The organism is Propioniciclava sp. LT294, from assembly GCF_059516005.1.
Window position 1 is genome coordinate 148,307 of sequence record NZ_JCAKNG010000001.1, and the last position, 23,946, is coordinate 172,252.

The 23,946-nt window shown below is 70.3% G+C and carries 24 protein-coding genes; 8 read left to right on the forward strand and 16 right to left on the reverse strand.

The features are described 5' to 3' along the window. Position 1 precedes the first annotated feature (1 nt). Positions 2-2,458, reverse strand: a complete 2,457-nt coding sequence (locus AC5YDA_RS00720; RefSeq protein ID WP_496187975.1) for a UvrD-helicase domain-containing protein — start codon at positions 2,456-2,458, stop codon at positions 2-4. Positions 2,459-2,505: 47 nt separating this feature from the next. Here AC5YDA_RS00720 and AC5YDA_RS00725 point away from each other — a divergent pair, with 47 nt between their 5' ends. Beyond that, a complete protein-coding gene (locus AC5YDA_RS00725) occupies positions 2,506-3,735 on the forward strand; it encodes a phospholipase D-like domain-containing protein (protein WP_496187976.1) in 1,230 nt (409 codons plus the stop codon). 88 nt (positions 3,736-3,823) lie between these two features. Next, positions 3,824-4,087, forward strand: coding sequence for a GlsB/YeaQ/YmgE family stress response membrane protein (locus AC5YDA_RS00730; RefSeq protein ID WP_496187977.1), 264 nt, complete (start codon positions 3,824-3,826; stop codon positions 4,085-4,087). A gap of 97 nt (positions 4,088-4,184) precedes the next feature. Here the strand turns inward: AC5YDA_RS00730 and AC5YDA_RS00735 are convergent, their stop codons facing one another. Next, complete coding sequence (locus AC5YDA_RS00735) at positions 4,185-4,865, reverse strand: response regulator (protein WP_496187978.1); 681 nt, start codon at positions 4,863-4,865, stop codon at positions 4,185-4,187. Then, positions 4,862-6,142, reverse strand: a complete 1,281-nt coding sequence (locus AC5YDA_RS00740) for a PspC domain-containing protein (protein ID WP_496187979.1) — start codon at positions 6,140-6,142, stop codon at positions 4,862-4,864. Before AC5YDA_RS00740 ends, AC5YDA_RS00735 begins: the two co-directional genes overlap by 4 nt. An 86-nt stretch (positions 6,143-6,228) precedes the next feature. On the opposite strand from AC5YDA_RS00740, the gene AC5YDA_RS00745 reads away from it, so the two are divergent. Genes AC5YDA_RS00745 through AC5YDA_RS00755 form a run of 3 tightly spaced genes read left to right on the forward strand, consistent with a single transcriptional unit; the run spans position 6,229 to position 7,839 of the window. After that, a complete protein-coding gene (locus tag AC5YDA_RS00745) occupies positions 6,229-7,389 on the forward strand; it encodes a PspC domain-containing protein (protein WP_496187980.1) in 1,161 nt (386 codons plus the stop codon). Beyond that, a complete protein-coding gene (locus AC5YDA_RS00750; RefSeq protein ID WP_496187981.1) occupies positions 7,386-7,565 on the forward strand; it encodes a hypothetical protein in 180 nt (59 codons plus the stop codon). Before AC5YDA_RS00745 ends, AC5YDA_RS00750 begins: the two co-directional genes overlap by 4 nt. Positions 7,566-7,596: 31 nt before the next feature. Further along, positions 7,597-7,839 (forward strand): PspC domain-containing protein, encoded by a 243-nt coding sequence (locus tag AC5YDA_RS00755; RefSeq protein ID WP_496187982.1) that lies wholly within the window; start codon positions 7,597-7,599, stop codon positions 7,837-7,839. 4 nt (positions 7,840-7,843) lie between these two features. Here AC5YDA_RS00755 and AC5YDA_RS00760 read toward each other — a convergent pair whose 3' ends face one another. Beyond that, positions 7,844-8,746, reverse strand: coding sequence for an oxygenase MpaB family protein (locus tag AC5YDA_RS00760; RefSeq protein ID WP_496187983.1), 903 nt, complete (start codon positions 8,744-8,746; stop codon positions 7,844-7,846). A 56-nt stretch (positions 8,747-8,802) separates the two neighbouring features. Here AC5YDA_RS00760 and AC5YDA_RS00765 point away from each other — a divergent pair, with 56 nt between their 5' ends. Further along, complete coding sequence (locus AC5YDA_RS00765) at positions 8,803-8,955, forward strand: hypothetical protein (protein WP_496187984.1); 153 nt, start codon at positions 8,803-8,805, stop codon at positions 8,953-8,955. On the opposite strand, the gene AC5YDA_RS00770 is transcribed toward AC5YDA_RS00765, so the two are convergent. The 12 genes from AC5YDA_RS00770 to AC5YDA_RS00825 form a co-directional block, all read right to left on the reverse strand. Continuing rightward, positions 8,939-9,610, reverse strand: coding sequence for a 4'-phosphopantetheinyl transferase family protein (locus AC5YDA_RS00770; RefSeq protein WP_496187985.1), 672 nt, complete (start codon positions 9,608-9,610; stop codon positions 8,939-8,941). The genes AC5YDA_RS00765 and AC5YDA_RS00770 overlap by 17 nt on opposite strands. Then, positions 9,607-11,175, reverse strand: coding sequence for a glutamine-hydrolyzing GMP synthase (gene guaA, locus AC5YDA_RS00775; RefSeq protein WP_496187986.1), 1,569 nt, complete (start codon positions 11,173-11,175; stop codon positions 9,607-9,609). The genes AC5YDA_RS00770 and guaA overlap by 4 nt, the downstream gene beginning before the upstream one ends. A 30-nt stretch (positions 11,176-11,205) precedes the next feature. Continuing rightward, entirely contained in the window at positions 11,206-12,060 is an 855-nt protein-coding gene (locus AC5YDA_RS00780; RefSeq protein ID WP_496188049.1) for a carbohydrate ABC transporter permease, read from the reverse strand. Beyond that, positions 12,057-12,983 carry a carbohydrate ABC transporter permease gene (locus tag AC5YDA_RS00785; protein WP_496192706.1) on the reverse strand — a complete coding sequence of 309 codons (927 nt, stop codon included), beginning with the start codon at positions 12,981-12,983 and terminating at the stop codon, positions 12,057-12,059. The genes AC5YDA_RS00780 and AC5YDA_RS00785 overlap by 4 nt, the downstream gene beginning before the upstream one ends. After that, positions 12,970-14,268, reverse strand: coding sequence for an extracellular solute-binding protein (locus tag AC5YDA_RS00790; RefSeq protein ID WP_496192707.1), 1,299 nt, complete (start codon positions 14,266-14,268; stop codon positions 12,970-12,972). The genes AC5YDA_RS00785 and AC5YDA_RS00790 overlap by 14 nt, the downstream gene beginning before the upstream one ends. 197 nt (positions 14,269-14,465) lie before the next feature. Beyond that, a complete protein-coding gene (locus tag AC5YDA_RS00795; protein WP_496187987.1) occupies positions 14,466-14,999 on the reverse strand; it encodes a cysteine hydrolase family protein in 534 nt (177 codons plus the stop codon). Beyond that, entirely contained in the window at positions 14,992-16,509 is a 1,518-nt protein-coding gene (locus tag AC5YDA_RS00800) for a purine-cytosine permease family protein (RefSeq protein ID WP_496187988.1), read from the reverse strand. Before AC5YDA_RS00800 ends, AC5YDA_RS00795 begins: the two co-directional genes overlap by 8 nt. A gap of 52 nt (positions 16,510-16,561) precedes the next feature. Further along, positions 16,562-17,515, reverse strand: coding sequence for a PfkB family carbohydrate kinase (locus AC5YDA_RS00805; RefSeq protein ID WP_496187989.1), 954 nt, complete (start codon positions 17,513-17,515; stop codon positions 16,562-16,564). Then, positions 17,515-17,688: a DUF2200 family protein gene (locus AC5YDA_RS00810; protein WP_496187990.1), complete on the reverse strand. Its 174-nt coding sequence runs from the start codon at positions 17,686-17,688 to the stop codon at positions 17,515-17,517. The genes AC5YDA_RS00805 and AC5YDA_RS00810 overlap by 1 nt, the downstream gene beginning before the upstream one ends. An 87-nt stretch (positions 17,689-17,775) precedes the next feature. Then, complete coding sequence (locus AC5YDA_RS00815; protein ID WP_496187991.1) at positions 17,776-18,654, reverse strand: MaoC/PaaZ C-terminal domain-containing protein; 879 nt, start codon at positions 18,652-18,654, stop codon at positions 17,776-17,778. 1 nt (position 18,655) lies between these two features. Next, positions 18,656-20,044 carry a 3-oxoacyl-ACP reductase gene (locus AC5YDA_RS00820; protein WP_496187992.1) on the reverse strand — a complete coding sequence of 463 codons (1,389 nt, stop codon included), beginning with the start codon at positions 20,042-20,044 and terminating at the stop codon, positions 18,656-18,658. Next, complete coding sequence (locus AC5YDA_RS00825; RefSeq protein WP_496187993.1) at positions 20,044-21,306, reverse strand: acetyl-CoA C-acetyltransferase; 1,263 nt, start codon at positions 21,304-21,306, stop codon at positions 20,044-20,046. The genes AC5YDA_RS00820 and AC5YDA_RS00825 overlap by 1 nt, the downstream gene beginning before the upstream one ends. Positions 21,307-21,391: 85 nt before the next feature. On the opposite strand from AC5YDA_RS00825, the gene AC5YDA_RS00830 reads away from it, so the two are divergent. Beyond that, positions 21,392-22,009 carry a TetR/AcrR family transcriptional regulator gene (locus AC5YDA_RS00830; RefSeq protein WP_496187994.1) on the forward strand — a complete coding sequence of 206 codons (618 nt, stop codon included), beginning with the start codon at positions 21,392-21,394 and terminating at the stop codon, positions 22,007-22,009. Next, complete coding sequence (locus AC5YDA_RS00835) at positions 22,006-23,925, forward strand: acyl-CoA dehydrogenase family protein (protein ID WP_496187995.1); 1,920 nt, start codon at positions 22,006-22,008, stop codon at positions 23,923-23,925. The genes AC5YDA_RS00830 and AC5YDA_RS00835 overlap by 4 nt, the downstream gene beginning before the upstream one ends. Positions 23,926-23,946: the final 21 nt, after the last annotated feature.

Consider the following 23,946-nt stretch of genomic DNA (forward strand, 5'->3'; position numbering starts at 1 on the left):
CCTAGAGCTTCTCCATCGGCGCGTGCCGCACGGACAGCTTCTTCAGGCCCGCCGAACCGAAGTCGACGATCACCTTCAGGCTGTCGCCCGCTCCCTCGGTCGCGGTGACCCGTCCCATGCCGAACGTGGTGTGCAGCACCCGGTCGCCGGTCGCCAGCGCGGCGGTGACCTTGGCGGTGGCCGGTTGGGCGCCGAATCCCACCGTGCTGCGCCACGCCTGCTCCGTGCGCCGGGCGGCCCCGGAGGACCACCCCGCCACCTGGCTGCCCAGACGGCGCCAGTCGAGCAGGTGCGGGGGGATCTCGGAGATGAACCGGCTGGCGGGGTTGTACTGCGGCTGCCCCCACATGACGCGGACGGTCGAGCGCGTCAGGTAGAGCCGCTGCCGCGCGCGGGTGATGCCCACATAGGCCAGCCGGCGCTCCTCGGCCAGCTCGTCCGGGTCGGACATGGCCCGCATGTGCGGGAAGATCCCGTCCTCGAAGCCGGTCAGGAACACGACGGGGAACTCCAGCCCCTTGGCCGTGTGCAGGGTCATCAGCGTGACGACCCCGCGGCCGTCCCCGTCCGCATCGGGGATCTGGTCGGAGTCGGCCACCAGCGCGATCCGCTCCAGGAAGGCGGGGAGCGAGTCGTCCGGCTCGGGTGACCCGGCGGCCAGTCCGCCGCCCTCGGGGCTGCCCTCGTCGGCATCGGCAGGGAGCAGGCCCGCGTTGCCGGGACCGATGTCCTCGGTGTGGGCCGCCGCGACGAACTCACCGGCGACGCTCACGAACTCGATGACGTTCTCCAGGCGCGTCTGGTCCTGCGGGTCGGTCGAGTTCTGCAGTTCGTCGATGTAGCCCGACTCGTTCAGGATGGAGGCGAGGATCCGGTCCGCGCTCACCCCGTCCGCGACCAGCCGACGGTGCTCCGCCATCATCGTGGCGAACGTCGTCAACTGCTTGGCCGACCGCGGCGCGAGCCCGACGACCTCATCGATCCGTTCCAAGGCATGCCCGAACGGGATGCGCTGTTCTGCGGCGAAGGCGTCCACCAGGGCCTCCGCCCGGTCGCCGATGCCGCGCTTGGGCACATTGAGGATGCGCCGGACACTCACGTCATCGGCGGGATTGGCGATGGCACGCAGGTAGGCGATCGCGTCGCGCACCTCGCGGCGCTCGTAGAACCGGACGCCCCCGACCACCTTGTAGGGCAGCCCGACGCGGATGAACACCTCCTCGAAGGCACGGGACTGCGCGTTGGTGCGGTAGAACACCGCCACCTCGGAGTACTTGCCACCCTGGTCGACGAGCTTGTCCACCTCCGTGGCGACGAACTGCGCCTCCTCGTGCTCGGTGTCGGCGACGTATCCCGTGATCAGGTCGCCGTCGCCGGCGTCCGACCACAGCTTCTTGGCCGGACGTCCCGCGTTCCGCTCGATCACGGCGTTGGCCGCGGTGAGGATCGTCTGGGTGGAGCGGTAGTTCTGCTCCAGCAGGATCGTCCGGGCGCCCGGGAAGTCGGAGTCGAAGTCGAGGATGTTGCGGATCGTCGCCCCGCGGAACGCGTAGATCGACTGGTCGGAGTCGCCCACCACCATGAGCTCGGGCGGGTCGACGAGGTTCTCATCGGGTTGGTCCGGGACGCCGCACAACTCGCGGATGAGCACGTACTGGGCGTGGTTGGTGTCCTGGTACTCGTCGACCAGCACGTGCCGGAACCTGCGGCGGTACTTCTCCCGGATGTCCGGGTGCGCCTGCAGCAGGTGGACCGCGGTCATGATGATGTCGTCGAAGTCGAGCGCGTTCGCCGATGTCAGGCGACGCTGGTACTCCGCGTAGGCCTCGGCGTACACCGTGTCGTTGCCGCCCCCGGCCTGCTGCTTGGCGGATTCGAAGTCGACCAGCTCGTTCTTCCAGTTCGACACCGCGTTCATGACGGTGCGGACGGGGTACCGCTTGGCGTCGAGGCCCAACTCCTTGCACACCAGCGACATGAGGCGCTTGGAGTCGGTGTCGTCGTAGATCGAGAACGCCCGGTTCAGGCCGAAGCGGTCGATGTCGGCCCGCAGGATGCGCACGCACGCGGAGTGGAACGTCGACACCCACATCAGCCGGGCCCGGTTCCCGACGAGTTCCTCCACGCGGTGCCGCATCTCGGCGGCCGCCTTGTTGGTGAAGGTGATCGCCAGGACCGAGCCGGGATGGACGCCACGCTGGCCGATCAGCCAGGCGATCCGTCGGGTGAGGACGCGCGTCTTGCCCGATCCCGCGCCGGCGACGACGAGCACCGGCGACCCGGAGTGGATGACCGCTTCCCGCTGCGGCGGGTTGAGGCCTTCCAGCAGTTCCTCGGCGCTGGGTTGACGGCGCCGGGTGTGGCGCTCGGCCACCTCCCCCACCTCGCGCGCCGCAGGAGCGGCTGCGTGCGGCACGGGCTCGGCGTTGAAGGAGAACAGGTCGGGGAGTTCAGTCATGGCAGCGGCCAGCCTACTGGCGCGTCGAAGTCCGTTAGGGTGTGCCCATGGTGATCGGTGGGGTGACGAGGGCCGTCCGCTGGGGGCTCGCCGGGATGGCCACCGCCCAGGCAGGCGTCATCGCAGCCCTCATGGTCGCCGACCGACGCCGGCGGAGCAGCCGCCAGCACGCGGGCTTTCCCACCGTCCCACCCCGGGCGGTCGAGGCCGACGAGACCGAGGTGACGGTCTACACGAAGGGGCTCGACCTCTATGAGGACATGCTCGCCGCCATCAACGACGCCCGGCACACGATCCTGTTCGAGACCTACATCTGGAAGGCCGACCGGACGGGCGAACGCTTCAAGCGTGCCCTGACCGCCGCCGCCGACCGCGGCGTCGACGTCTACATCGTGTACGACTGGTTCGCGAACCTCGTCGTGCCCCAGCGCTTCTTCAACTTCGACCCGCGCCTGCACGTCCTGCTCCACCGACCGTGGACCGGGTTGCGCGGCCTCCCCGTCCGTGCGCCCGGCCTGAACCACCGGAAGGTCCTCGTGGTGGACGGCGAGGTCGGCTTCCTGGGCGGCTACAACATCGGATCGATGTACGCCACCCGCTGGCGCGACACCCACATGCGGCTCGCCGGCCCCGCCGTGGCCGACCTGGACAACGCCTTCGTCGACTACTGGAACCAGACCAAGACGACTCGCCAGCCCGAACTGCGCCAGCCCGAGGACCGGCAGTGGGAGACGCCCATCACGCTGGCGCGCAACGTGCCCAGCCTGGGCGTCTACCCGATTCGGTACATGTACCTCGAGGCCATCGACAAGGCTCGCGAACGCATCTGGTTCACGCACGCCTACCTGATCCCCGACGACGACCTGGTCTTCGCGCTGGTCGAGGCCGCCGAGCGCGGCGTGGACGTCCGCATCATCGTGCCGGCGGAGTCGAACCACGTCGTCGCGGACTGGCTGAGCCGGGGCTCCTACCACGCGCTGCTCAGCCGCGGCGTGCGCCTGTTCCTGTACCAGAACGCCATGGTGCACGCGAAGACCGCCACGATCGACGGCGTGTGGTCCACGATCGGCACCGCCAACATCGACCGGCTGAGCCTCATCGGCAACTACGAATTGAACGCCGAGGTGCTCGACAATGACCTGGCCGCCCTGATGGAGGAAATCTTCGAGATGGACCTCGGGAATTGCCGGGAACTGACCCTGAGCGAGTGGGAGGCCCGTCCCTTGGTGAACAAGGTCTCCGAGGCGATCATCGCTCCACTTCGCCCTCTGCTGTAGTCAGCCATCCCGGGGAGATCCTGATTGATCCCTGAACAAGGGGCTGTCGGCTGGCGCTGACGGAAACGTGGCCAATAACGTTTGAGCCATGGGAATCATCGGTTGGATTGTTCTGGGCCTCCTCGCTGGGGCCATTGCCAAGGCCATCATGCCGGGTAACCAGGGCGGCGGCTGGCTCGCCACCCTCGTCCTCGGCGTTGTTGGTGCCCTGCTCGGCGGCTTCATCGGCAGCGCGATCTTCAACGTCGGCCTGGAGAACTTCTGGAGCCTCCAGACGTGGATCATCGCCATCCTCGGCTCGCTGCTGGTCCTCGTCATCTGGGGATTCATCACCAAGAACCGTCGCGCCTGACCTCCATTCAACTCACACATCTCACACACGCCGAAGGCCCCCGGAACCTCCGGGGGCCTTCGTGCTGTCGGAACCGAGCCGTCCGGAGCCCGGAGTGTCAGACCAGCTTGCGGTCGGTGGCCCAGCGGGTGAGCTGGTGACGGTTGGACAACTGCAGCTTGCGCAGCACGGAGCTCACGTGGGTCTCGACCGTCTTGATCGAGATGAACAGCTCCTTGGCGACCTCCTTGTAGGCGTAACCGCGCGCGATGAGCCGCAGCACCTCGCGCTCGCGCTGGGACAGCCGGTCGAGGTCCTCGTCGATCGAGGCGATGTCGATGGCGCCGGAGAAGGCGTCCAGCACGAATCCGGCAAGGCGGGGGCTGAACACGGCGTCCCCGTCGGCGACGCGATGGATGGCATCGACCAGGTCCTGCGCGGAGATCGACTTGGTGACATAGCCGCGGGCGCCGGCGCGAATGACGCCGATGACGTCCTCAGCGGCGTCCGACACGGACACCGCCAGGAACTTGATGTCGGGCTGGGTGGCGTGCACCTGCTTGATCACCTCCATGCCGCCGCCGCCGGGCATGTGCACGTCCAGCAGGACGACGTCCGGGGTCGTGCGGGTGATCGCGTCCACGGCGGTCTCGACGTCCTCCCCCTCACCGACGATGGTGACGTAGGGGCCGATGTCGTGCTTCACACCGCTGCGGAACATGGCGTGGTCGTCGACCACCACCACACGCCGCTGGCGGTTGGGTTGGCTCGGGGTCTCGGTGGGGGTCTCTTCGGTCATCGTCTCATCTCCAGTGTCACTTCGGTTCCTCGCTCGGCCGACGAACGGATGCGGGCAACGCCGTGGTGCCGCTCCATCCGGTCGAGGATGCTGCCACGGACACCCATCCGGTCCTCTGCGATGCTTTCGGTGTCGAAGCCCCGCCCGCGGTCGCGCACGAACACCGCGACGAGTTCCTCGTCCACCTCAGCGTAGACGTCCACCACGGGGGCGCCCGAGTGCTCGGCCGCATTCCGCATCGCCTCGCGGGCTGCGCGGACGAGTTCGCGCAGCGCCGGGGTCAACTCCACATCCTCGCCCACGGTCACGGTCTCGACGTGAACCGGGAAGTTGTCCTCCACGTCCAGCGCCGCCTCGAGCAACGCGGCCCGCAGGGTGTCAGCCTCCTCGGCCTCGCCGTACAGCCACTCACGCAGCTCTCGCTCCTGTCGACGGGCCAAGCGGCCCACCTCGCGCGCGTCGGTCGACTGGCGCTGGATGAGCGCGAGCGTCTGCAGCACCGAGTCGTGCAGGTGGGCGGCCATGTCCGCGCGGGCGTCACTGAGCAGCTTCTCCTCACGCATCCGCCTGAGTGCGCGGCGTGCCCGCAGGACCCACGGCGCCGCCAACACGGCCAACCCGCCCACCAGCAGGGCCAGGCCGAGGGTCAGCATGCCGAGGGTGCCCAGGTTGGGGATCTGGGTCAGCACGAGTGTGATGCACGCCGCGAGCGAGATCACCGCCACGATGTGGGCGAGCACGATCGACCAGTGGGCGGCCAGCGTCCGGAGCCAACTGCGCCAGCCGTTCGCCTGCTCGGACGCCGTGCCCTGGGCCCGGTCGGACTGCCACCACACGAGACCGGCCGCCAGGCCGCCGAGCGCGGCGGCCACCAACCACCCGGGTTCAGCACCCCAGCCGAGCACCTGGAGCAGCCAGAGCCCACCGCCGGCCACCAACGCCAACGCGATGAACTGACCGAGGTCGGTCCCCCGTGGGCCCGGCACCGAGGTGGTCCGCATTCCGAGGCGCGTGGCGGCGTCCACACCGGGCGCGGCCTTGGCCCCGATCGCCGGCGGGATCACGAGCCAGAGCACCAGGTAGGCGGCCACGCCGACCAGTTGCCATGCCGCGAGGACCGCGAACGCCGCGCGCAGCATGAGGGGGGACACCCCGAGGTGGTCACCCAGCCCGGACGCCACCCCGGCGACCTGCGCGCGCTCCAAGGGTCGGACGAGGCGACGGGACGCGACCGCGACCACCCCGTTCGGGTCGGTCGGACCGGCGGTCTCAAGCATGCGAGCCATGCTACGGGCCTCAAGCCCGGGGAGCCCATCGGGTGAACCCTGAGTGATTTCGTGACCGGACGGAGAAGAATGGACCCATGCCCAACCTCCCCGTGCGCCATCGCACCGACGCCAGGATCGCCGGCGTCTGTGCTGCGCTGGGCCGCGCGTGGTCGATCGAGCCGCTCGTCGTGCGGGTTGCGTTCGTGGTGCTGGGCGTCCTCACCAACGGCTTCATCATCGCCGCCTACCTGGCGCTGTGGGCGCTGCTCCCCGAACCGGGCCAGCCATCGCTCGTCCGCCAGTGGTTTCCGATCACGCGGAGATGGCCCTGGCCGTGGATGGTCACGGTCGTCGTCCTCGTGACGGCGACCCTCGGCTGGCTGGTCTCGGGCAGCGGGCCGGGCGCCTTCGTGATCCTGGGGCTGGCCTGGGTGATCCTGCGCTTCGGCTTCGCCGGGCGCCGGGCGCGCGCCGAGTCCTGGGCGGCGGCGCCTCCGCCGGCCCCCACGACGGACTTCGAGCGTGCCGCCTACGCTTGGCAGCTCCGCCTCCACAACCTGGAGACCGGACGGCCCGCCGACTGGGTCCCGGAGATGGAGGGGCCCCACGGCGTGGCCGTCGGGCAGTCCGACTCCCCCGGTTCGCACCGATCCGGGAGCGGGCGCCGGGGTCGCCGAAGCTGGTTGGGTGTCCTCGTGGGCCTCGGGCTGGTCTGGACGGCCCTGGCGATCGCGGCGGCCGTGGGCGTGGTGGTGGCCCCCCTCGCCTGGGCGTCCGGCTCCCTGCTCGTGCTGGGCGCCGCGATGGTGTGGTCGGCACGCCCGGCGCGCGCCGCCTGGGGACGCCCACCGTTGCTCCTGGCCCTGACCGTGGTGCTGTCGCTGGTCACCGTCCCGTTGCTGCTGCCTGCCCCGGTGCCCGCCCCGCGCCTGAGCGCCCCGGTCGCTCCGGACGCCGTGCCCGGGGCCGTCCTGCACCTGCCGATCGGCGAGAACGTCGTCGACCTGGGGGCACTGCCCGCCGCGGAGGAGACGCTGCGCTACCGCCTCGGTCTGGGGGACGTGCTCCTCGTGGTGCCACGGGAGGGCAATGTGGTCGTGAACGCCCACGTCGACCTGGGGGAGATCATCTTCCCGGACGCCGCAGCTGATGGCGTGAACGTGCGCCGGAGCTGGTCGCGCATCGCCGACCCCGACGCCCCCACCCGCACGATCGAGGTGGGTGTGGGGCTCGGCGAGGTCAAGGTCACGTCATGAACGCCCGCGGAGACGTGCTCGGCCTCCTGGTGGGGCTCCTGGCCCTGGCCCTGGCCGCCCTGGGCCTGTGGGAGTCCTTCGGCGCGGTCGCGTGGTCCGCGGTCGCCATTGCCGCTCCCCTCCTCCTCGTCGTCATCGGCCTGATCGGCCTGCTCGCCTCCCGAGGCAAACCCTGACTGTCCGCTCGACCCCAACGAAAGGAACACCATGTCCACCGCACTCGTTCGTAGCAGTTCCGACAAGGTCATCGCCGGTGTCTGCGGCGGCCTCGCCCAGCAGTTCAACGTGGATGCCAACCTGCTGCGCGTCCTGTTCGTCCTGGCCGCGATCTTCCTGCAGTTCGGCTGGCTGGTGTACGTCGCGCTCTGGCTCCTGCTGCCCGCCGAGGACACTGGTCGTACCGGTCTTGCCAGCCTCAAGGAACAGTTCGGCTCGCGCGGCCAGGACTGACGCTTCAGGCAGCTGGTGGGGCGGGTGGCGGCGCTGACCGCCGTCCGCCCTCCACACCCGCGAGCCCCCACCGCACCGCCGCCGAGGTGACCGAGCCCAGCGCGCGGCCCAGGACCACGGGCGTCCGGCTGCCGACCATTGCCCGTGCCCAATCCGGGAGAGCCGCGATGCCGCCGGCGGCGATGGCCGCGTACCCGGGCCGCGCGATACCGCTCAGCGGGGGCGTCCGGAGCAGGAAGTCGATCGTTTCGGCCGCCTTGTCGCTGAGCTCCAACTCGGGCCGGAAGCGCTCGATCGTCGCCTCGAGCTCGGCGACCGTGCGCGGTGGTTCGGGCACCCCCAGCAGGCGCGCCGGCACGCCGGTCTGCTCGACGTAGGTGTCGGCGTCGGCATCGGAGAGCGGGCGCGGACCGTAGAGCCGGTGCGTCCAGAGGAAGGACGCGATCTCGGCGACGTGGATCCAGGTGAGCAGGTGGGGGTCGCCGGCCCGGTACGGACGCCCGCGCTCGTCCTTGCCGCGGACCCGTTCGTGGACGGCCCTCACCTGGTTGATCAGCGCCAGCGCATCCGGGATCGTGCCGTAGGTCGTGACGGCGATGTAGTTGCTGGTGCGCTGCAGCCGCCCCCACGGGTCGCCCTTGTAGCCCGAGTGACCGGCCACCCCCGCCATGGCGATCGGGTGCAGCGACTGCAGCAGCAACGCCGCCACGCCGCCGGGGAACATGGCGGCGTCCTCGTGGACGCGCCAGATGGGATCCCCCGGCGAGAACCATCGCTCCCCCGGCTTGCCCCAGATCTGCGGGCCGCGTTCGCCGGCATCCGAGCCCGCGACCCGGTCGCGCAGCAGTTCCCCCAGCCGACGCTGGAGGGTGCGGACGGGTGTCGGACGGACGGAGGTTGGCTGCATGGCATCCATCGTGCCCGACGGCCCGGGAGGGGCCATGATCCGGTGACGAAGCCGGCATGGACGAGGCACCACCAACCGGGGTCCCCGCCGAGACCAGCTACCGCGAGCCGGCCCGCCCGCGATTCGTCCAGGTGGACGTCCTGCGCACGTCGATGCTCGGCGAGGTGCTGGGCAAGCAGGTCAGGGAGCGACTCACGGCCGAACGCTGACGCAGGTCAGGAGGACGTTGCGGGCACGGTGCCAATGGGCGGTCAGGACATCGACGGATCGTCCACCGACGATGAGGGCCTGCCCCACGAGTCGGACGGACGCCGTCCCGTCGGTGTGCAGGCGCACCTGGGCCTCCTCGAAGCCCAACCAGCGCCGCATGACCGGGTGCCACGCCTTGAACACCGACTCCTTGACCGAGAAGAGCAGGCGGTCCCAGGCGGGTCCCGACGGCAGTGCGGCCAAGGCCGCGCGCTCGGCGTCCGAGGCGACGACCTCGAGGGTGCCCTCGGGGAGGGGGACGTCCGGCTCCGCGTCGATGCCCAGGCAGGCCAGGTCGGCACGCCGGGCGATGGCGGCCGCCCGGTACCCGGCGCAGTGGGTCAGGCTGCCGACGATCCCGGTGGGCCACACGGGGGCTCCGGCCTCATCGGTCGGGATGGCGACCGGGGCGACACCCAGACCCACCAAGGCCGTGCGCGCGAGGTGCCGGACGGTGGTGTGCTCCGCGACCCGCTCCGGCACCGCACGGGCCACGGCCGACCGCTCGGCCGGGAAGAGGGGCCCGGCGCCCGCGTCCCCGAACGCCTCGACGCCGACCGTCCCGACGGGCAGGACGGCCTGGATCAGACCGGCTGGTGCACCGCCGGCAGTCACTCCCACTCGATCGTGCCCGGCGGCTTGCTGGTGACGTCCAGCACCACACGGTTCACCTCGCGCACCTCGTTGGTGATGCGGGTGGAGATCTTCTCCAGCAGCTCGTAGGGCAGCCGCGACCAGTCGGCGGTCATGGCATCCTCGCTCGAGACCGGGCGCAGGACGATCGGATGGCCGTAGCTCCGCCCGTCGCCCTGGACGCCGACGCTGCGGACGTCGGCCAGCAGGACGACGGGGAACTGCCAGACGTCCTTCTCGTGGCCGGACGCCGCGAGTTCCTCCCGCGCGATGGCGTCCGCCTCGCGCAGCAGGTCGAGGCGCTCCTTGGTGACCTCGCCGACGATGCGGATGCCGAGGCCCGGGCCGGGGAACGGATGACGCCAGACCATCTCGTGGGGCAGGCCGAGCTCCTCACCGACCGCGCGCACCTCGTCCTTGAAGAGGGTGCGCAACGGCTCGATGAGCGTGAACTGGAGGTCGTCGGGCAGGCCGCCGACGTTGTGGTGCGACTTGATGTTGGCCGCGCCCTCGCCGCCGCCGGACTCGACCACGTCCGGGTAGAGGGTCCCCTGCACCAGGAACTGGATGTCCTCGGCCTCATCGATCTCACGGACCGTCTGCTCGAACACGCGGATGAACTCGCGGCCGATGATCTTGCGCTTGGCCTCGGGCTCGCTGACCCCGGCCAGCGCGGTGAGGAACTGCTCCTCGGCGTCGGCCACGACGAGGTTGATGCCGGTGATGCGGACGAAGTCGTCGCGCACCTGTTCGCGCTCCCCCTTCCGGAGCAGCCCGTGGTCGACGAAGGCGCAGGTCAGTTGGTCGCCGATCGCCTTGTGCACCAGCGCCGCCGCGACGGCCGAGTCGACGCCTCCGGACAACGCGCAGAGGACCTTGGCGTCGCCGACCTGGGCGCGGATCGCCGCAACCTGCTCGTCGACGATGTTGGCGGCGGTCCAGTTCGGCTCCAGCCCGGCGATGTCGCGGAGGAACTGCGTGAGCACCTGTTGGCCGTGCTGGCTGTGCAGCACCTCCGGGTGCCACTGGACACCGGCGAGCTTGCGCTCGACGTCCTCGAAGGCGGCGACAGGGGCGCCGGCGGTGTGGGCCAGCACCTGGAAGCCCTCGGGCGCGATCTTGACCGCGTCGCCGTGGCTCATCCAGGTGGAGAAGGTGTCGGGCAGGTTGTTCAGGAGGACGCCGCGGGTGTCGACCGTCGTGGGGGTGCGCCCGAACTCCGACAGGCCGGTCCTGGACACCTGGCCGCCCAACGCCGACGCCATGGCCTGGAAGCCGTAGCAGATGCCGAACACGGGGATGCCGAGTCCGAACAGCGCCGGGTCGACCTGCGGGGCGCCCTCGGCGTACACCGACTGGGGCCCGCCCGACAGGATGACCGCCGCCGGCTGCCTCGCGGCGATCGCCTCGACGGATGCGGTGTGCGGTACCACCTCCGAATAGACCTTCGCCTCCCGGACACGGCGCGCGATCAGCTGCGCGTACTGCGCACCGAAGTCGACGACGAGGACCGGGGCGTGCTGGAGCTCCGTGTTGGACTGGTTCACGGCGGCATCCTACTGCGCCGCAGCCCCGTCCTACTTCAGGCCGCTGTTGGCGATGCCCAGCACGATGTAGCGCTGCAGGAACAGGAACATGATGATGACCGGCAGCATCGACACCACCGACATGGCGAGGATGTAGTTGAACGGCACCACCAACTGGCTGTTGAACTGGGCCAGCGCCACCGGCAGCGTGTACTTGCTCTGGTCCTGGGCGATGATCAGCGGCCAGAGGAAGTCGTTCCACCGCCACATGATGGAGAAGATCGTCACCACGGCGATGGGCGCCCCGCACAGCGGGACCACCACCCGCAGGAACGTCCGGAACTCCCCCGCCCCGTCGATGCGGGCCGCCTCGATGAGCTCGTCGGGGATCCCCAGCATGTACTGCCGAAGCAGGAACACGCCGGTCGGCGTGGCAGCCGGCGGGATGATCATGCCGAGCAGGGTGTTCACCAGCCCCAGCTGGGCGGCCACCTGGTAGACCGAGATCAGGATCACCTGCAGCGGCACCATGATGGTGGCCAGCACCAGCAGGAAGAGGAGGTTCCGGCCGCGGAAGTTGTACTTCGCCAGGCCGTAGGCGCACATCGTGTTGATGACCAACGTCAGGATCGTCGCCGACACGGTGACGATCGTGGAGTTCACCAGGTAGGTGCCGAACGCGAAGCTCTCCAGGGCGCCGGTGTAGTTGTCGAGGTTCCACTGGGCGGGCAACGGACGCGGAGGGCGGGCCGCCAACTCCAGTTCCGTCTTGAAGCTGGACAGCAGCGTCCAGACCAGCGGGATGAGCACGACCAGCGCCGTGGCGGTGAGGAGCGTGTACCGCAGGACCAGGCCCAGCGATGGCGTCCGGCCGTGGCCGGTGGAGGTCCAGGTCGAGGTGCTCATGCGGCCTCCTGACGGCGGCCGTTGAGGTAGTTCAGCAGGGTGAAGGCGAAGACGCAGAGGAACAGGATGACGCCGCCCGCCGAGGCCAGCCCGTAGCGGATCGGCGACTCGAAGGCGCGCTCGTAGATGTACTGGACCATGAGCGTCGTGGCTCCGACGGGGCCACCACCGGTGAGGGTCCAGATGAAGTCGAACGACTGGAAGCCCGAGATCATCGAGAGGATGACCACGACCAGCGTCGTGGGCCGCAGCAGCGGCCAGGTCATGGTGAAGAACTGCTGGCGGGGGCTGGCCCCGTCGATGGCCGCGGCCTCGTAGACCGCCGGATCGATGCCCTGCAGGCCGGCCAGCATGATGAGCGTGTAGAAGCCCACGTGGATCCACAGGCCGACGAAGACGATGACGAGCATGGCGAGCCGCCCGTCGATCAACCAGCCGGGCTGGCCCAGCCCGAGCGCCCCGAGCGTGACGTTCAACAGGCCGTTGGTGCGGTCGAGGATCCACCCCCAGAGCAGACCCACGACGACCGCCGACAGCAGGCTCGGCAGGAACAGGACGGCACGGAAGAAACTCCGGCCGCGAAACGCCTGGTTCAGCAGCACCGCGTAACCCGTCGCCAGAACGGTCGTCAGCACGACGAACGCCACGGTGAAGACGAGCGTCGAGGTGAACGTCCGGATGAACGCGGCGTTGGAGGTGAGCTCCGCGTAGTTCGCCAGGCCGACCCAGCGGAAGGTGCGCCCGTTGGTCGAGTCGTAGAGGGAGATGTTGAACATGTTGATCGCGGGCCAGATGGTGAACAACCCGAACACGACCATGTTCGGCAGCACGAAGAGGTAGGGCGCCACCCGGATGGGGGTGAACCAGCGGCGGCGGCTCCGCCCGGGAGCCGCCGCCGACGGGACTGCGTCAGCCCGCGGCATTCTTGTCCGCCGCCGCCTTGATCGCCTCGGAGGCCTTCTCGGCGGTCGTCTGCCCCTGCAGCACCAGTCCGACCTGGGTGATGACCTCCTTGCCCGTCGCCCCGAAGATCGGCGAGTAGTTGGTCGGGTACGTGTCGTCCGGGGTCTTGGCGACATCGGCCAGGAAGACCTTCATGTCGTCGCCGCGATTGGTGTACTCGATCCCCTTCGAGATCAGGTCGTTGCGGGTCGGCAGGAAGTTCGCCTTGACGCCCATCGCCGTCTGCGCCTCGGCGCTGTTCATGAAGGCGATGAACTCGGCCGCCAGTGGCACGTTCTTGCCGGCGGAGAAGCCGATCATGAACTTGCCGCCGGGGAAGCCGCCACAGCGCTCCTCACACGGGTTCGGCGCGGCCGCCCACGTGAAGTCGGCATTCTTCGACAGGGCCGCTACCTGCCAGTTGCCCGAGATGTAGATCGGGACCTGCTGGGCGAGGAAGACGTCGGAGGGCGCCTTGTACTTCGAGCCCGCCTGCAGGAAGACGTCCTTGGGCATGAGGCCGTTGTTGTTGAGTTCGGCGAACTTCTCGATGGCCTTCGCGCCCTTGGCGACGTCCCAGTTGACCTCCTTGCCGTCGCCCTTGAACAGGGTCGTGCCGTACTGGTTGAACATCGTCGACAGGCGATGGGGGGAGATGTCGATCGCGATGCCGTACTCGGTGCCGGCCGCCTGCTTGACCTGGGCCGCCGCAGCGACCATCTCGTCCCACGTCCACGTCTCGCCGAGCTTGGGGTATTTCACCCCGGCCTTCTCGAAGAGGTCGACGTTGACCAGCGGGCCGTTCATCGTGAGGTCGGAGGGCACCGCGATCGGCGCGCCCGCGGCGTTGTGCGTGAACGGATCGGTGCCCTTGAGGAACTGGCCGTCCAGCGCGGCCTTCTGCGAGCTGAGGTCGGCCATGTCCTCCAGGAACGGGCCCAGGTTCGTCACGCGGGCCACGTCGGGGGCGTTGTTTCCGGCCAGGCGTGCCTGCAGTGTCTGCTCGAGGTTGGCGTACGGGACGACCTCGAGGTTGACCTTGGCGTCCTTCTCCTTCTCGAACTGGGCGATCAACTCACGCGTGGCGGCCTCGTCCGGCCCATCGGTGAAGTAGACGTAGGTGAGTTCGCGTGGGGCGCCCGGCACGGCGGTCGGCGCTGCCGTGGGCGCTTGGGTGGTGGCGGGCTGGCCAGGCGCGCAGCCGACCAGGGCGAGTGCTCCGGCCGCGAGGAGGGCGGCGAGGCGCAGGGTGCGTCGTTCGGTCACGGTTCTCCCTCTCCAGGGCGTCGTCGCCCCGCTGGTCACACGCGACGATCCCAGATCGTGCAGCGAGGGGGACCGCAGCGTCTCTTGTCCGTCACCCTACGTCGCACCTCCGCGCAGGGCCAGCCCTCGCGCGTCCGGAGCCGGCGCGTGGGACCGTCGGCACCGGCTCTCGGCGGGGAGTCAGAGCTCGGCGGGAGTCAGAGTTCGGCGGCCGCGGCCAGGCGCACCTGCGGCGGGTAGAGGCCCATCACGGTCACCGCGGCGGTGTGGTTCTCCGCGGTCGACCCGGCGCAGGCGTCGGTGACCACGGTGAGCGTCGCGCCGGCGTCCGCAGCCGGGAGGACCGTCGAGATCACGCAGCAGTCGGTCGACACGCCCGTGATGATCAACTCGTCCTCGCCGACCACGGGCGCCAGGACGTCCCACTTGCCGAACGTGGGGGCGTCCAGGACGAGGGCGTCGACCTTCGCGAGTTCGTCGACCAGGTCGAAGTACGGGTCGGATGCCGGGCGGTCCGCGAACGGCCACGCCTCCATGTAGGCCCGCCAGGACCCCACGCGTCGGGACGCCTCGGGGGGCACCCACCGGGTGATGATCGTCCGCCCCCCGAAGCGCGGCAGGAGCTCCCGGATACGGCCCAGTGCGTCCGGCCACATCGGGGAACCCCACTCGGACGCCGGGTCGGCGAAGATCCGCTGCGGGTCGATGACCACGAGCCAGGGCTCAGCCACGACTCTCCTGGCGGGCGATGGTGCCGCGCCGGACGACCAGGGTCACCAGGAAGCTGCCGACGAGGGCGAGCAGGACACCGAGGTTGGCCCAGGGCCACGTGCCTTCCCACGACTCCACGCCGTCGACGACGGTGCGCACGCCCAGACCGAGCGGCTCCAGCAGGTAGCCCTGCCAGTTGGCCCACGGGGCATCGCCCGCGAAGTTGTTGACGACCAGACCCCAGCCGATGAGGGTCGCCACGACCATCGTGATGATCGAGACCCAGTCGAAGGCCCGGTAGCGCCCCGACGCGTCGAACAGCGCCAGCTCGTCGTAGGGGCGCTTCCGGGTCACGATGTCGGCGATCAGGATGCCCGCCCACGACGCCATCGGGACGCCCAGGATCAGCAGGAAGCTCTGGAACGGCCCCAGGAAGTTCTCGGCGAAGAACACCACCCAGACCGTGCCCAGGGTCAGGATGACACCGTCGATCCCGGCCGCTGCCGGACGTGGGATCTTGATGCCGAGGCTCAGCAGTGTCAGGCCCGAGGAGTAGATGCCGAGCACGGCGCCCGAGACGAGCGCGAGCACGGCGGTGATCCAGAACGGGATCAGCACCCAGATCGGCAGGATCGTCGCGAGCGTGCCGATCGGGTCGTTGACGATGCCCTCGGTCAACGTCTGGTCGGAGCCGGCGAGCAGAAGCCCGTAGATGACGAGGATCACCGGGGCGATGGAGCCGCCGAGGGTGTTCCAGAAGATGATGGCGCCGTTCGACGCGTCCCGGTGCTGGTAGCGCGACCAGTCCGCGGCGATGTTGATCCAGCCCAGCCCGAAACCGGTCATGACCATCGTGAACGCACCGAGCACCGCGCCCACCGGGCCCGGCTCGAGCCCCTGCACGACCGGCCAGTCGATGTGCTGGATGGTCAGGGCCATGTAGACGAGCGTGATGGCGCCGGTGATCCAGGTCAGGATCGACTGCAGCTTCATGATCGTGTGGTAACCGAGCACGGATGCCACGACGATCAGCGCGGCGACACCGACGGCGGCGAACACCTTGGTCATGGTCCCGCCGCCGATGCCGAGGATGCCGAACACGGTCGCGGTGGCGAAGACGGCCATGATCGCGAGGAACGTCTCCCAGCCGATCGACAGGAACCAGCTGACGATGCCCGGCAGCTTCTGCCCGTGGACGCCGAAGGCCGCCCGGCTGAGCACCATGGTCGGAACGGACCCCCGCTTGCCCGCGATCGCGATGATGCCGCAGAGCGCGAACGAGATCGGGATGCCGATCAGGGCCACCAGGACGGCTTGGCCGAAGGAGACGCCGAAGCCGTAGATGAAGGCGGCGTAGCTCATGCCGAACACGGAGACATTCGCCGCGAACCACGGCCAGAACAGGTCACGGGGCCGGGCGGTGCGCTCCGACTCGTCGATGATGTCGATGCCGTTGGTCTCGATCAGGCGGGACTTGGTCGCCGCGTCGAAGCTGCTGCCCGGCTGCGGTGCCGGAGAAGAGGCGGTCATCTCCGCAGTGTCGCACGCGGTGTGCCGCCCGGACCATGGCCACGCCGGGGGGTCAGCCGCTGACGTCCGCCAGGAAGGCCTCGATCTCGGAGGCCGTGGGCGCGGTCGCCGGACCGCGCCGGGTCACGGTGATGGCACCGGCGACGTTGGCCCGTCGGCAGGCCTCCACCCACCCCGTGCCCCGCGCCAACTCGGCGACCAGGACGCCCGTGTGCGCGTCACCGGCCCCGTTGGTGTCGACCGGTTCCTGCGGGAAGCCCGGCACGTCGACCGTCTCGCCGTCCACGCTGACCGCGCACCCGTGGTGCCCGTCCCGGACGACGACGGCGGTGCCGGGCAGCGATCGGGCCAGCGCGTCGGCGGCGTCCGCCATGGGGGTGCCGGGGTGGTCGGCGCGGCTGCGGCCGATCGCGACGAGGAGGTCGTCGGCCTCCTCCTGGTTGGACGTCCAGATGGTGGTGTGCGCCAGGCTCGCCTCCCGGACGTCCGCGGGCAGCGTGGCGAACACCGCGCCGGGGTCGAGGACGACATCGACACCGTCGGGGAGGGTGTCCAGCCAAGCCAGCAGCGGATCGCGGGTGGAGTCGACCGCCAGCGAGTAACCGGTCAGGCAGACCAGGTCGCCGGCACGGGGGTCGCTCAGGGCGAGGCTGGCCACGCTGATCCGGCGCTCCGCGCCCAGGGTCGTGACGAAGGTGCGCTCGGCGCTCGGCTCCACGAGGACGACGCAGAGTGCCGTGTCGGCGTCCGGGACGGCCGGGGCCGACCACGCCACGCCCTCCACCTGCAGCGTGCGACGGATCAGGTCGCCGTTGGGGCCGGTGCCGATCGCCCCCGCGTGGATGCACGCAGCACCCGAGCGAGCCGCGGCGACGAGGATGTTCACCGCTCCCCCGGCATGCTGGTTCCAAGCCTCGGCCATCACGTTCTGGCCGCGGCGCGGCAGGCCGGCGATCATGGCGGTGGCGTCCACGAGCGCCTGCCCGGTGTGGATGATGCGCCTCATCAGGCGGAACGCTTGATCGTCTCGACCGCTTCGGCCAGGCGCGCCTCGTCGTACCCGGGCAGCCACCCGATGACCCCGTTGAGCTCCGCGAGCGGGCGGCCCCTCTTCTGGACCTTCGGCACGTAGAGCGGGTGGACGCTGGCCCAGCTGTACCCGAAGAGGCGCTCGTTCACGGCGTCATCCTACGGTCCGGCCGCTCGGCTCACTCACCGGTGACTTGTTACCCGACTTGGGGGCACAGGTTCACACTGAGTTCCCGCTCACTCCGATTCGCCGATGCGCCCCACGAGGTAGGGCTTGGCCTCGCGGTTCTGGACCGCGAAGGACGTGCCCTCGGTGGCGAACCCCACCGTCGCCGGCAGCAGGATCGGACGCTTGAACTCCACCTGCACCGTGTACGCCGCGGGCAGCCGGGGTTCCAGCGCCGCCAAGGCGCGCGCGTGCGTCCACATGCCGTGCACGATCGCCCGCCTGAAGCCGAAGAGCCTCGCGGTCAGGGCACTCAGGTGGATCGGGTTCACATCCCCCGACACCGCGGCGTACCGCCGTCCGAGGTCGGCCGGCAGGCGCCACTGCTGGCTGGGGGTGGTACCGCGTGGCGCACCGAGGGCATCGGCCGCCGGGTGCGTCTCGGCTGCCGGGCCGGGATCAGCCCCGAGCACCACCTTGCCTCCCGGTGCCAGGTAGGTGCTCGTCCCGGTCCAGGCGACGTCGCCCCCGCGCCCACGCACCTCGCCCCGCAGGTCGAACAAGGCACCCTTGCGATGGGGACGCGCGCTGCCGGCGCGGACCACCAACGCGAGGTCCTCGTCCACCGACACCGGGCGGTGCAGGGTCATCGTGTTCGACGCGTGCACCAGTCCGGCCAGCGCGTAGGGGAAGTCGCGTTCGGCCATCAGCGCCATCTGCAGCGGGAAGGTCAGCACGTGCAGCCAGGTCGGTGGGACGCGGTCGCGCACCGTGAAGCCACACACCCGGGCATAGGCGGACAGGCGGGCGACGTCCTGGTGGTGCGACGCCACGATCGCCGCCCGGTCCGGGATGGGCCCCGCACCGCGTCCGGGCCCGATCGACCCGGCGACACCGCGCGCCAGCAGCGGCCCGATGGCAGGCAGTTCGGCGTGGACGAGGTCGGCCATGTCAGCGTCCGACCATGTTCTGGCCGCAGACGCGGATCACCTGGCCGTCCACGCCCCCGGACGCCGGATCGCACAGGTAGGCGATCACCTCCGCCACGTCGACGGGCAGGCCGCCCTGGGAGAGCGAGTTGGCCCGCCGGAAGATCTCGCGCTGGAGGTACGGGATCGTGGCGGTCATGTCCGTCTCGATGAAGCCGGGCGCGACGCCGTTCGCGGTGATCCGGCGATCGGCCAGTTCGTCCCGCATAGCCCAGGTCAGCCCCATGACACCCGCCTTGGACGCCGCGTAGTTGGCTTGGCCCTTGTTGCCCGCCCACCCGGACGTCGAGGCGATGCCGACGATCCGGCCGTCGGACGCCAGGGCACCCGGCCCGTCCTTCAGCAGCACCGCGTTGATGCGCATCTCGGCGGCGAGGTTGACGTCCAGCACCGGGGCCCACAGCTTCTCGTCCAGGTTCGCGAGCATCTTGTCCCGGGTGATGCCCGCGTTGTGGACCATCGCATGGATGCGGGCGTCCGGCCCGTGCACGCGGGCCACGTGCTCGGCGATGCGGACGCCGGCGTCCGGGCCGGTGATGTCCAGTTGGAGCGCGGAGCCGCGCAACTCGTTGGCGACCCTGGCCAGCCCCTCCCCTGCGGCGGGGACGTCCACGACGACCAGTGCGGCGCCGTCGCGGTGGAAGGTCCGCGCGATGGCGGCCCCGATGCCACGTGCGGCCCCCGTGACCACGACGATGCGGCCCTCGAAGGGATGACCCGACAAGGCCACCCGCCCTGACTTGCCCGGCGCCACCCGCCACACCTGGCCGGACACGAACGCCGAGCGCCCTTCGAGCAGGAACGACAGGGTCGAGGTCAGGTCGGGGGGCCGGACGCCCGCGGCGAGCACCACGAGGTTGGCCGTCGCTCCCCCGCGCAGTTCCTTCCCGACGGTGCGCATGATGCCGTCCAGGGCCTGGGCCACGGCCTTGGCCTCCACACCGGAGACCGCATCCGCCTCGGTCGCGAGGAAGATCACGCGCCCCGACTTCTCCAGCCCCTTCATCACCGGACGCAACACCTGGCGGACCAACTCGAGTTCCGCGATGCTGCGCAGGCCCGTGGCGTCCACCACGAGGGCGCCCGGGCGCGTCGAGTAGCGGGGCGGCTGTGGACGCCCCTTCTCGTCCGGCGTCCGGTTGTCGGCGACATCCAGGAGCGGCTCCATGGTCGAGGGGACGAGGGGGTCCAGAGCCTCCGCGGCGATCCCGCCCCCGGGGAGGGACGCCACCACCACCGGTCCGGCGGGAAGGACGCGCCCTCGGCGCAGGACCGGCGGGTCGACCAGCCCCGCCCTCGCGGTGGCCTTCTTGCCGAGGGGCGACGTCAACAGCGCCTCGAGGACCGACATCACACGGCCTCCAGGATCGCCGTGACGGCCATCCCGCCGGCGGCACAGATGGAGACCAGGCCCCGGGCGCCCGCGCCCTTCTCGGCGAGCATCTTGGCCAGCGTGGCCACGATCCGACCACCGGTCGCGGCGAACGGGTGGCCGGCGGCGAGCGAGGACCCGTTCACGTTGAGCCTGGCCGGGTCGACGGTGCCGGTGCCGTTCTTCTCGAGCGCGGCCAGCGTGGCCAGGACGGTCGCCGCGAAGGCCTCGTGGATCTCGACGAAGTCGAAGTCGTCCAGCACCAAGCCGTTGCGCGCCAGCAACTCCGGGATCGCGCGGCCCCCGGCGAGCAGCAGGTCCTCGGTGCCGGTGACGTAGTCCTGGGCCCCGACCTGGGCGTCGACGACGCGGGCCAGCACGGGCCAGTGGTGCTCGCGGGCGTAGGACTCCTCGGCCAGCAGGACGACCGCGGCACCGTCGGAGAGCGCGGTCGAGTTGCCCGCGGTCATCGTGCCGTCGGGGCCACCGAAGACCGGGCGGAGCTTGGCGAGCGCCTCCATCGAGGTGTCGGGGCGGAGGATGGTGTCCCTGGTGACCTTCAGATAGGGGGTGACGAGGTCGTCGAAGAAGCCGGCATCCCAGGCCCGTGCGAGGTTGCGGTGGGATGCGAGCGTCAGTTCGTCCTGGGCCTCGCGACTGATGCCCCACTTCGCCGTGGTGAGCGCCTGCGACTCGCCCATGGTCAACCCCGTGCGGGGCTCGATGACGGCGGGCGGCACCGGCGCCAGGTCGGCGGGACGCACCCCGGCGAAGGCCTTGACGCGGTCGAGGGGCTTGCGCGCACGGGAGGCTTTCAGGAGCGCGTGGCGCAGGACCTCCGTCACGACGATCGGGGCGTCCGAGGCGGAGTCGACGCCACCCGCGATCGCGGTGCTCGCCTGGCCCAGGCGGATCTTGTTGGACGCGTAGATGACGGCTTCCAGCCCGGTGCCGCAGGCCTGCTGGAGGTCGACGGCCGGCGTGTGCGGGTGGAGCGCCGAGCCGAGCACCGCCTCGCGGGTGAGGTTGAAGTCACGGGTGTGCTTGAGCACGGCACCGGCGACGACCTCGTCCACCTTCTGCCCGGCCAGCCCGAAGCGGGCCACGAGCCCGTCGATGGCGGCCGTCAGCATGTCGAGGTCGGTGGCCGTGGCGTACGCGCCGCCCGCCTTCACGAACGGCGTCCGGTTGGCGCCGACGACGACGGCGTTGCGCAACTGCGCGGCTGGGGACTGGTCCATGAGTGGTTCTCCTCGACGGTCTGAGGGGGTGAAGTGTCCAGAACTCACGGTAGCAGGTACGCAGAGTTTCCGATACCCTCGGTGCATGACAACCTCCGTGGACGGCCGCGCCACCCGCTGGGCCCAGCACAACGCCGAACGCCGGCGGGCGCTGGTGGAGGCGACGTTGCGCGCCATCCGGCGCCACGGCAACGGGGTCGGCATGGACGACGTGGCCGCGATGGCCGGGACGTCCAAGACCGTGCTGTACCGGCACTTCGGCGACCGCTCGGGCCTGCACGCCGCCGTGGTCGAGTCGGTGCAGGACTTCATCCTGGGCAACCTGACCGGACCGCTGGCGGCCGACCTCCCACCGGCCCAGTTGGTCAGTGAGCTCGCCGACGCCTACCTCGCCGTCGTCGAGGCGGACGGGGAGATCTACCGGTTCGTGGCGAACCGGCCGGGCGACTCACCCGACCCCGTGCTCGGCATCACCAACCGGATCGGCGACGAGGTCTCCGCCTCGTTCCGGCGGTGGCTCGAGGCCGAGGGTCTCTCCACGGAGCCCGCCAACACCTGGGGCCACGGTGTCGTCGGCTTCATCTGGGCCGTCGCGGATCGCTGGATCCTCACCGACCTGCGCCGTCCGCGTGCCGACGTGGTCGCCCACATCAACCAGTTCATCGAACCCGCCTTCGCAGCACAGACAAGGACGTCCGCATGACCGCAGAAGCCCCCACCCGCACCAGCCCGATCACCGCCACCGGCGAAGCCCTCCGCAAGGCGCTGGACGGGCCGTTCCACGACGTGAAGATGCGCTGGCGCGAGGAGGTCAGCGCCGAGGACTTCGTCCGGGAGCCCCAGTGGGACATGGGCACCGCCCGCCAATGGGCGCTGGACAAGCTCGTCGACCTGGTCGGGCGTGAGTTCGCGATCGCCGGTTTCCCCGAGGCGCAGGGCGGACGCGGGACGCAGGCGCAGTCCGTGGCCCACTTCGAGATGCTCGCCATGGGCGACCTGTCGCTGGCCATCAAGTCCGGCGTCCAGCACGGGCTGTGGGGCGGCGCGATCAGCAACCTGGGGACACAGTGGCACCACGAGACCTTCCTGCCGGACACGATCACCTCCGAGATGACCGGCTGCTTCGCGATGACCGAGCTGGGCCACGGCTCGGACGTCCAGTCGTTGGAGACCACCATCACGTGGCTCCCCGAGACCGGCGAGTTCGAGGTGCACTCCCCCACGCCGGGAGCGACGAAGGCCTACATCGGCAACGCCGCCCGGCACGGCAAGTGGGCGGCGGTGTTCGGCCAGCTCCTCGTGGACGGCCACCACCACGGCGTCCACGTGGTCGTGGTGCGGATCCGCAACGAGGACCTCTCCCCCGTCCCCGGCGTCACCTGCGGCGACCAGGGCCACAAGGGGGGCCTCCTCGGAGTCGACAACGGCACGATCAGGTTCGACCACGTCCGCGTCCCGCGTACGCACCTGCTCGACAAGTTCGGCGGTGTCGGCGAGGACGGCGTCTACCGCTCTGCGATCGACTCCCAGAACGCGCGGTTCTTCACGATGCTCGGCACGCTCGTCCGCGGCCGGATCTGTGTGGGCGGCGCCGCGGCGTCCGCGACCCGCAAGGCCCTGTCGATCGCGACCCGGTACGCACTGAGGCGCAGCCAGTTCCGCCTGCCGGGGCTCCGCGAGGAGATCCCCCTGCTGGACTACCAGGTGCACCAGCGCAAGCTGCTGCCCAACATCGCCAAGGCGTACGCGTACGGCTTCGCCCAGAACGAGCTGGCCCTGCAACTCCAGCGCGTGTCGGACGCCGACGGCGCCGACCCGGTCGCCGCCCGCGAGCTGGAGACCCGAGCCGCGGGCATGAAGTCGCTGCTGACCCGCTGGGCCAACGACACGATCCAGCTGTCGCGCGAGGCGTGTGGCGGGGCGGGATTCATGAGCGAGAACGGCATCACGCTGCTGCGCCAGGACGCCGACGTGTTCGCGACCTTCGAGGGCGACAACACGGTGCTGATGCAGCTCGTCGCCAAGGCGCTGCTGCTGGAGTACAAGAAGACCTGGGGCGACATGGACATGCGCGGCACCGCCCAGGCGACGGCCCGCATGCTCGGCGACGCGATCATGGAGCGGACGACCGCCCGCGCCGTCATCGACCGGATCATGTCCGGGGCCAACCTCAAGGACATCGGCTCCCGCGCCTGGCACGTCGCCATGTTCGAGGACCGCGAGAAGCACACGCTCGAGGGCCTGGCCAAGCGGATGCGGGCGGCGGCGAAGGCATCCGATGTGTTCGCGGCCACCAACGCCTGCCAGTCGCACATGCTGGCGGCAGCGCGTGCCCACACCGACCGCGTCGTGCTCGAAGCGTTCATCGAGGGCATCGACAAGTGCGCCGACCCCTACATCGCGTCGGTCCTGAACAAGGTCTGCGACCTGTACGCCCTGTCGACGCTGGAGGAGAACCGGGGCTGGTTCATGGAACACGAGCGCTTCGACGGCACCCGCTCCAAGGCGATCACCGAAGCCGTGGACGCCCTCTGCCTCGAGCTGCGCGGCAAGGCGCTGGAACTGGTCGAGGGGCTGGGCGTCGAGGAGTCCTGGCTCAACGCGGCGATCCTGCGGTGAGACCGGGGCCGGACCCTCGGG

What these genes read in the sequence shown, in the direction of transcription:
- AC5YDA_RS00720 (WP_496187975.1), bottom strand. Translation starts at nt 2,458, where the DNA reads ATGACTGAACTCCCCGACCTGTTCTCCTTCAACGCCGAGCCCGTGCCG.
- AC5YDA_RS00725 (WP_496187976.1), top strand. Translation starts at nt 2,506, where the DNA reads ATGGTGATCGGTGGGGTGACGAGGGCCGTCCGCTGGGGGCTCGCCGGG.
- AC5YDA_RS00730 (WP_496187977.1), top strand. Translation starts at nt 3,824, where the DNA reads ATGGGAATCATCGGTTGGATTGTTCTGGGCCTCCTCGCTGGGGCCATT.
- AC5YDA_RS00735 (WP_496187978.1), bottom strand. Translation starts at nt 4,865, where the DNA reads ATGACCGAAGAGACCCCCACCGAGACCCCGAGCCAACCCAACCGCCAG.
- AC5YDA_RS00740 (WP_496187979.1), bottom strand. Translation starts at nt 6,142, where the DNA reads ATGCTTGAGACCGCCGGTCCGACCGACCCGAACGGGGTGGTCGCGGTC.
- AC5YDA_RS00745 (WP_496187980.1), top strand. Translation starts at nt 6,229, where the DNA reads ATGCCCAACCTCCCCGTGCGCCATCGCACCGACGCCAGGATCGCCGGC.
- AC5YDA_RS00750 (WP_496187981.1), top strand. Translation starts at nt 7,386, where the DNA reads ATGAACGCCCGCGGAGACGTGCTCGGCCTCCTGGTGGGGCTCCTGGCC.
- AC5YDA_RS00755 (WP_496187982.1), top strand. Translation starts at nt 7,597, where the DNA reads ATGTCCACCGCACTCGTTCGTAGCAGTTCCGACAAGGTCATCGCCGGT.
- AC5YDA_RS00760 (WP_496187983.1), bottom strand. Translation starts at nt 8,746, where the DNA reads ATGCAGCCAACCTCCGTCCGTCCGACACCCGTCCGCACCCTCCAGCGT.
- AC5YDA_RS00765 (WP_496187984.1), top strand. Translation starts at nt 8,803, where the DNA reads ATGGACGAGGCACCACCAACCGGGGTCCCCGCCGAGACCAGCTACCGC.
- AC5YDA_RS00780 (WP_496188049.1), bottom strand. Translation starts at nt 12,060, where the DNA reads ATGAGCACCTCGACCTGGACCTCCACCGGCCACGGCCGGACGCCATCG.
- AC5YDA_RS00785 (WP_496192706.1), bottom strand. Translation starts at nt 12,983, where the DNA reads ATGCCGCGGGCTGACGCAGTCCCGTCGGCGGCGGCTCCCGGGCGGAGC.
- AC5YDA_RS00800 (WP_496187988.1), bottom strand. Translation starts at nt 16,509, where the DNA reads ATGACCGCCTCTTCTCCGGCACCGCAGCCGGGCAGCAGCTTCGACGCG.
- AC5YDA_RS00805 (WP_496187989.1), bottom strand. Translation starts at nt 17,515, where the DNA reads ATGAGGCGCATCATCCACACCGGGCAGGCGCTCGTGGACGCCACCGCC.
- AC5YDA_RS00815 (WP_496187991.1), bottom strand. Translation starts at nt 18,654, where the DNA reads ATGGCCGACCTCGTCCACGCCGAACTGCCTGCCATCGGGCCGCTGCTG.
- AC5YDA_RS00820 (WP_496187992.1), bottom strand. Translation starts at nt 20,044, where the DNA reads ATGTCGGTCCTCGAGGCGCTGTTGACGTCGCCCCTCGGCAAGAAGGCC.
- AC5YDA_RS00825 (WP_496187993.1), bottom strand. Translation starts at nt 21,306, where the DNA reads ATGGACCAGTCCCCAGCCGCGCAGTTGCGCAACGCCGTCGTCGTCGGC.
- AC5YDA_RS00830 (WP_496187994.1), top strand. Translation starts at nt 21,392, where the DNA reads ATGACAACCTCCGTGGACGGCCGCGCCACCCGCTGGGCCCAGCACAAC.
- AC5YDA_RS00835 (WP_496187995.1), top strand. Translation starts at nt 22,006, where the DNA reads ATGACCGCAGAAGCCCCCACCCGCACCAGCCCGATCACCGCCACCGGC.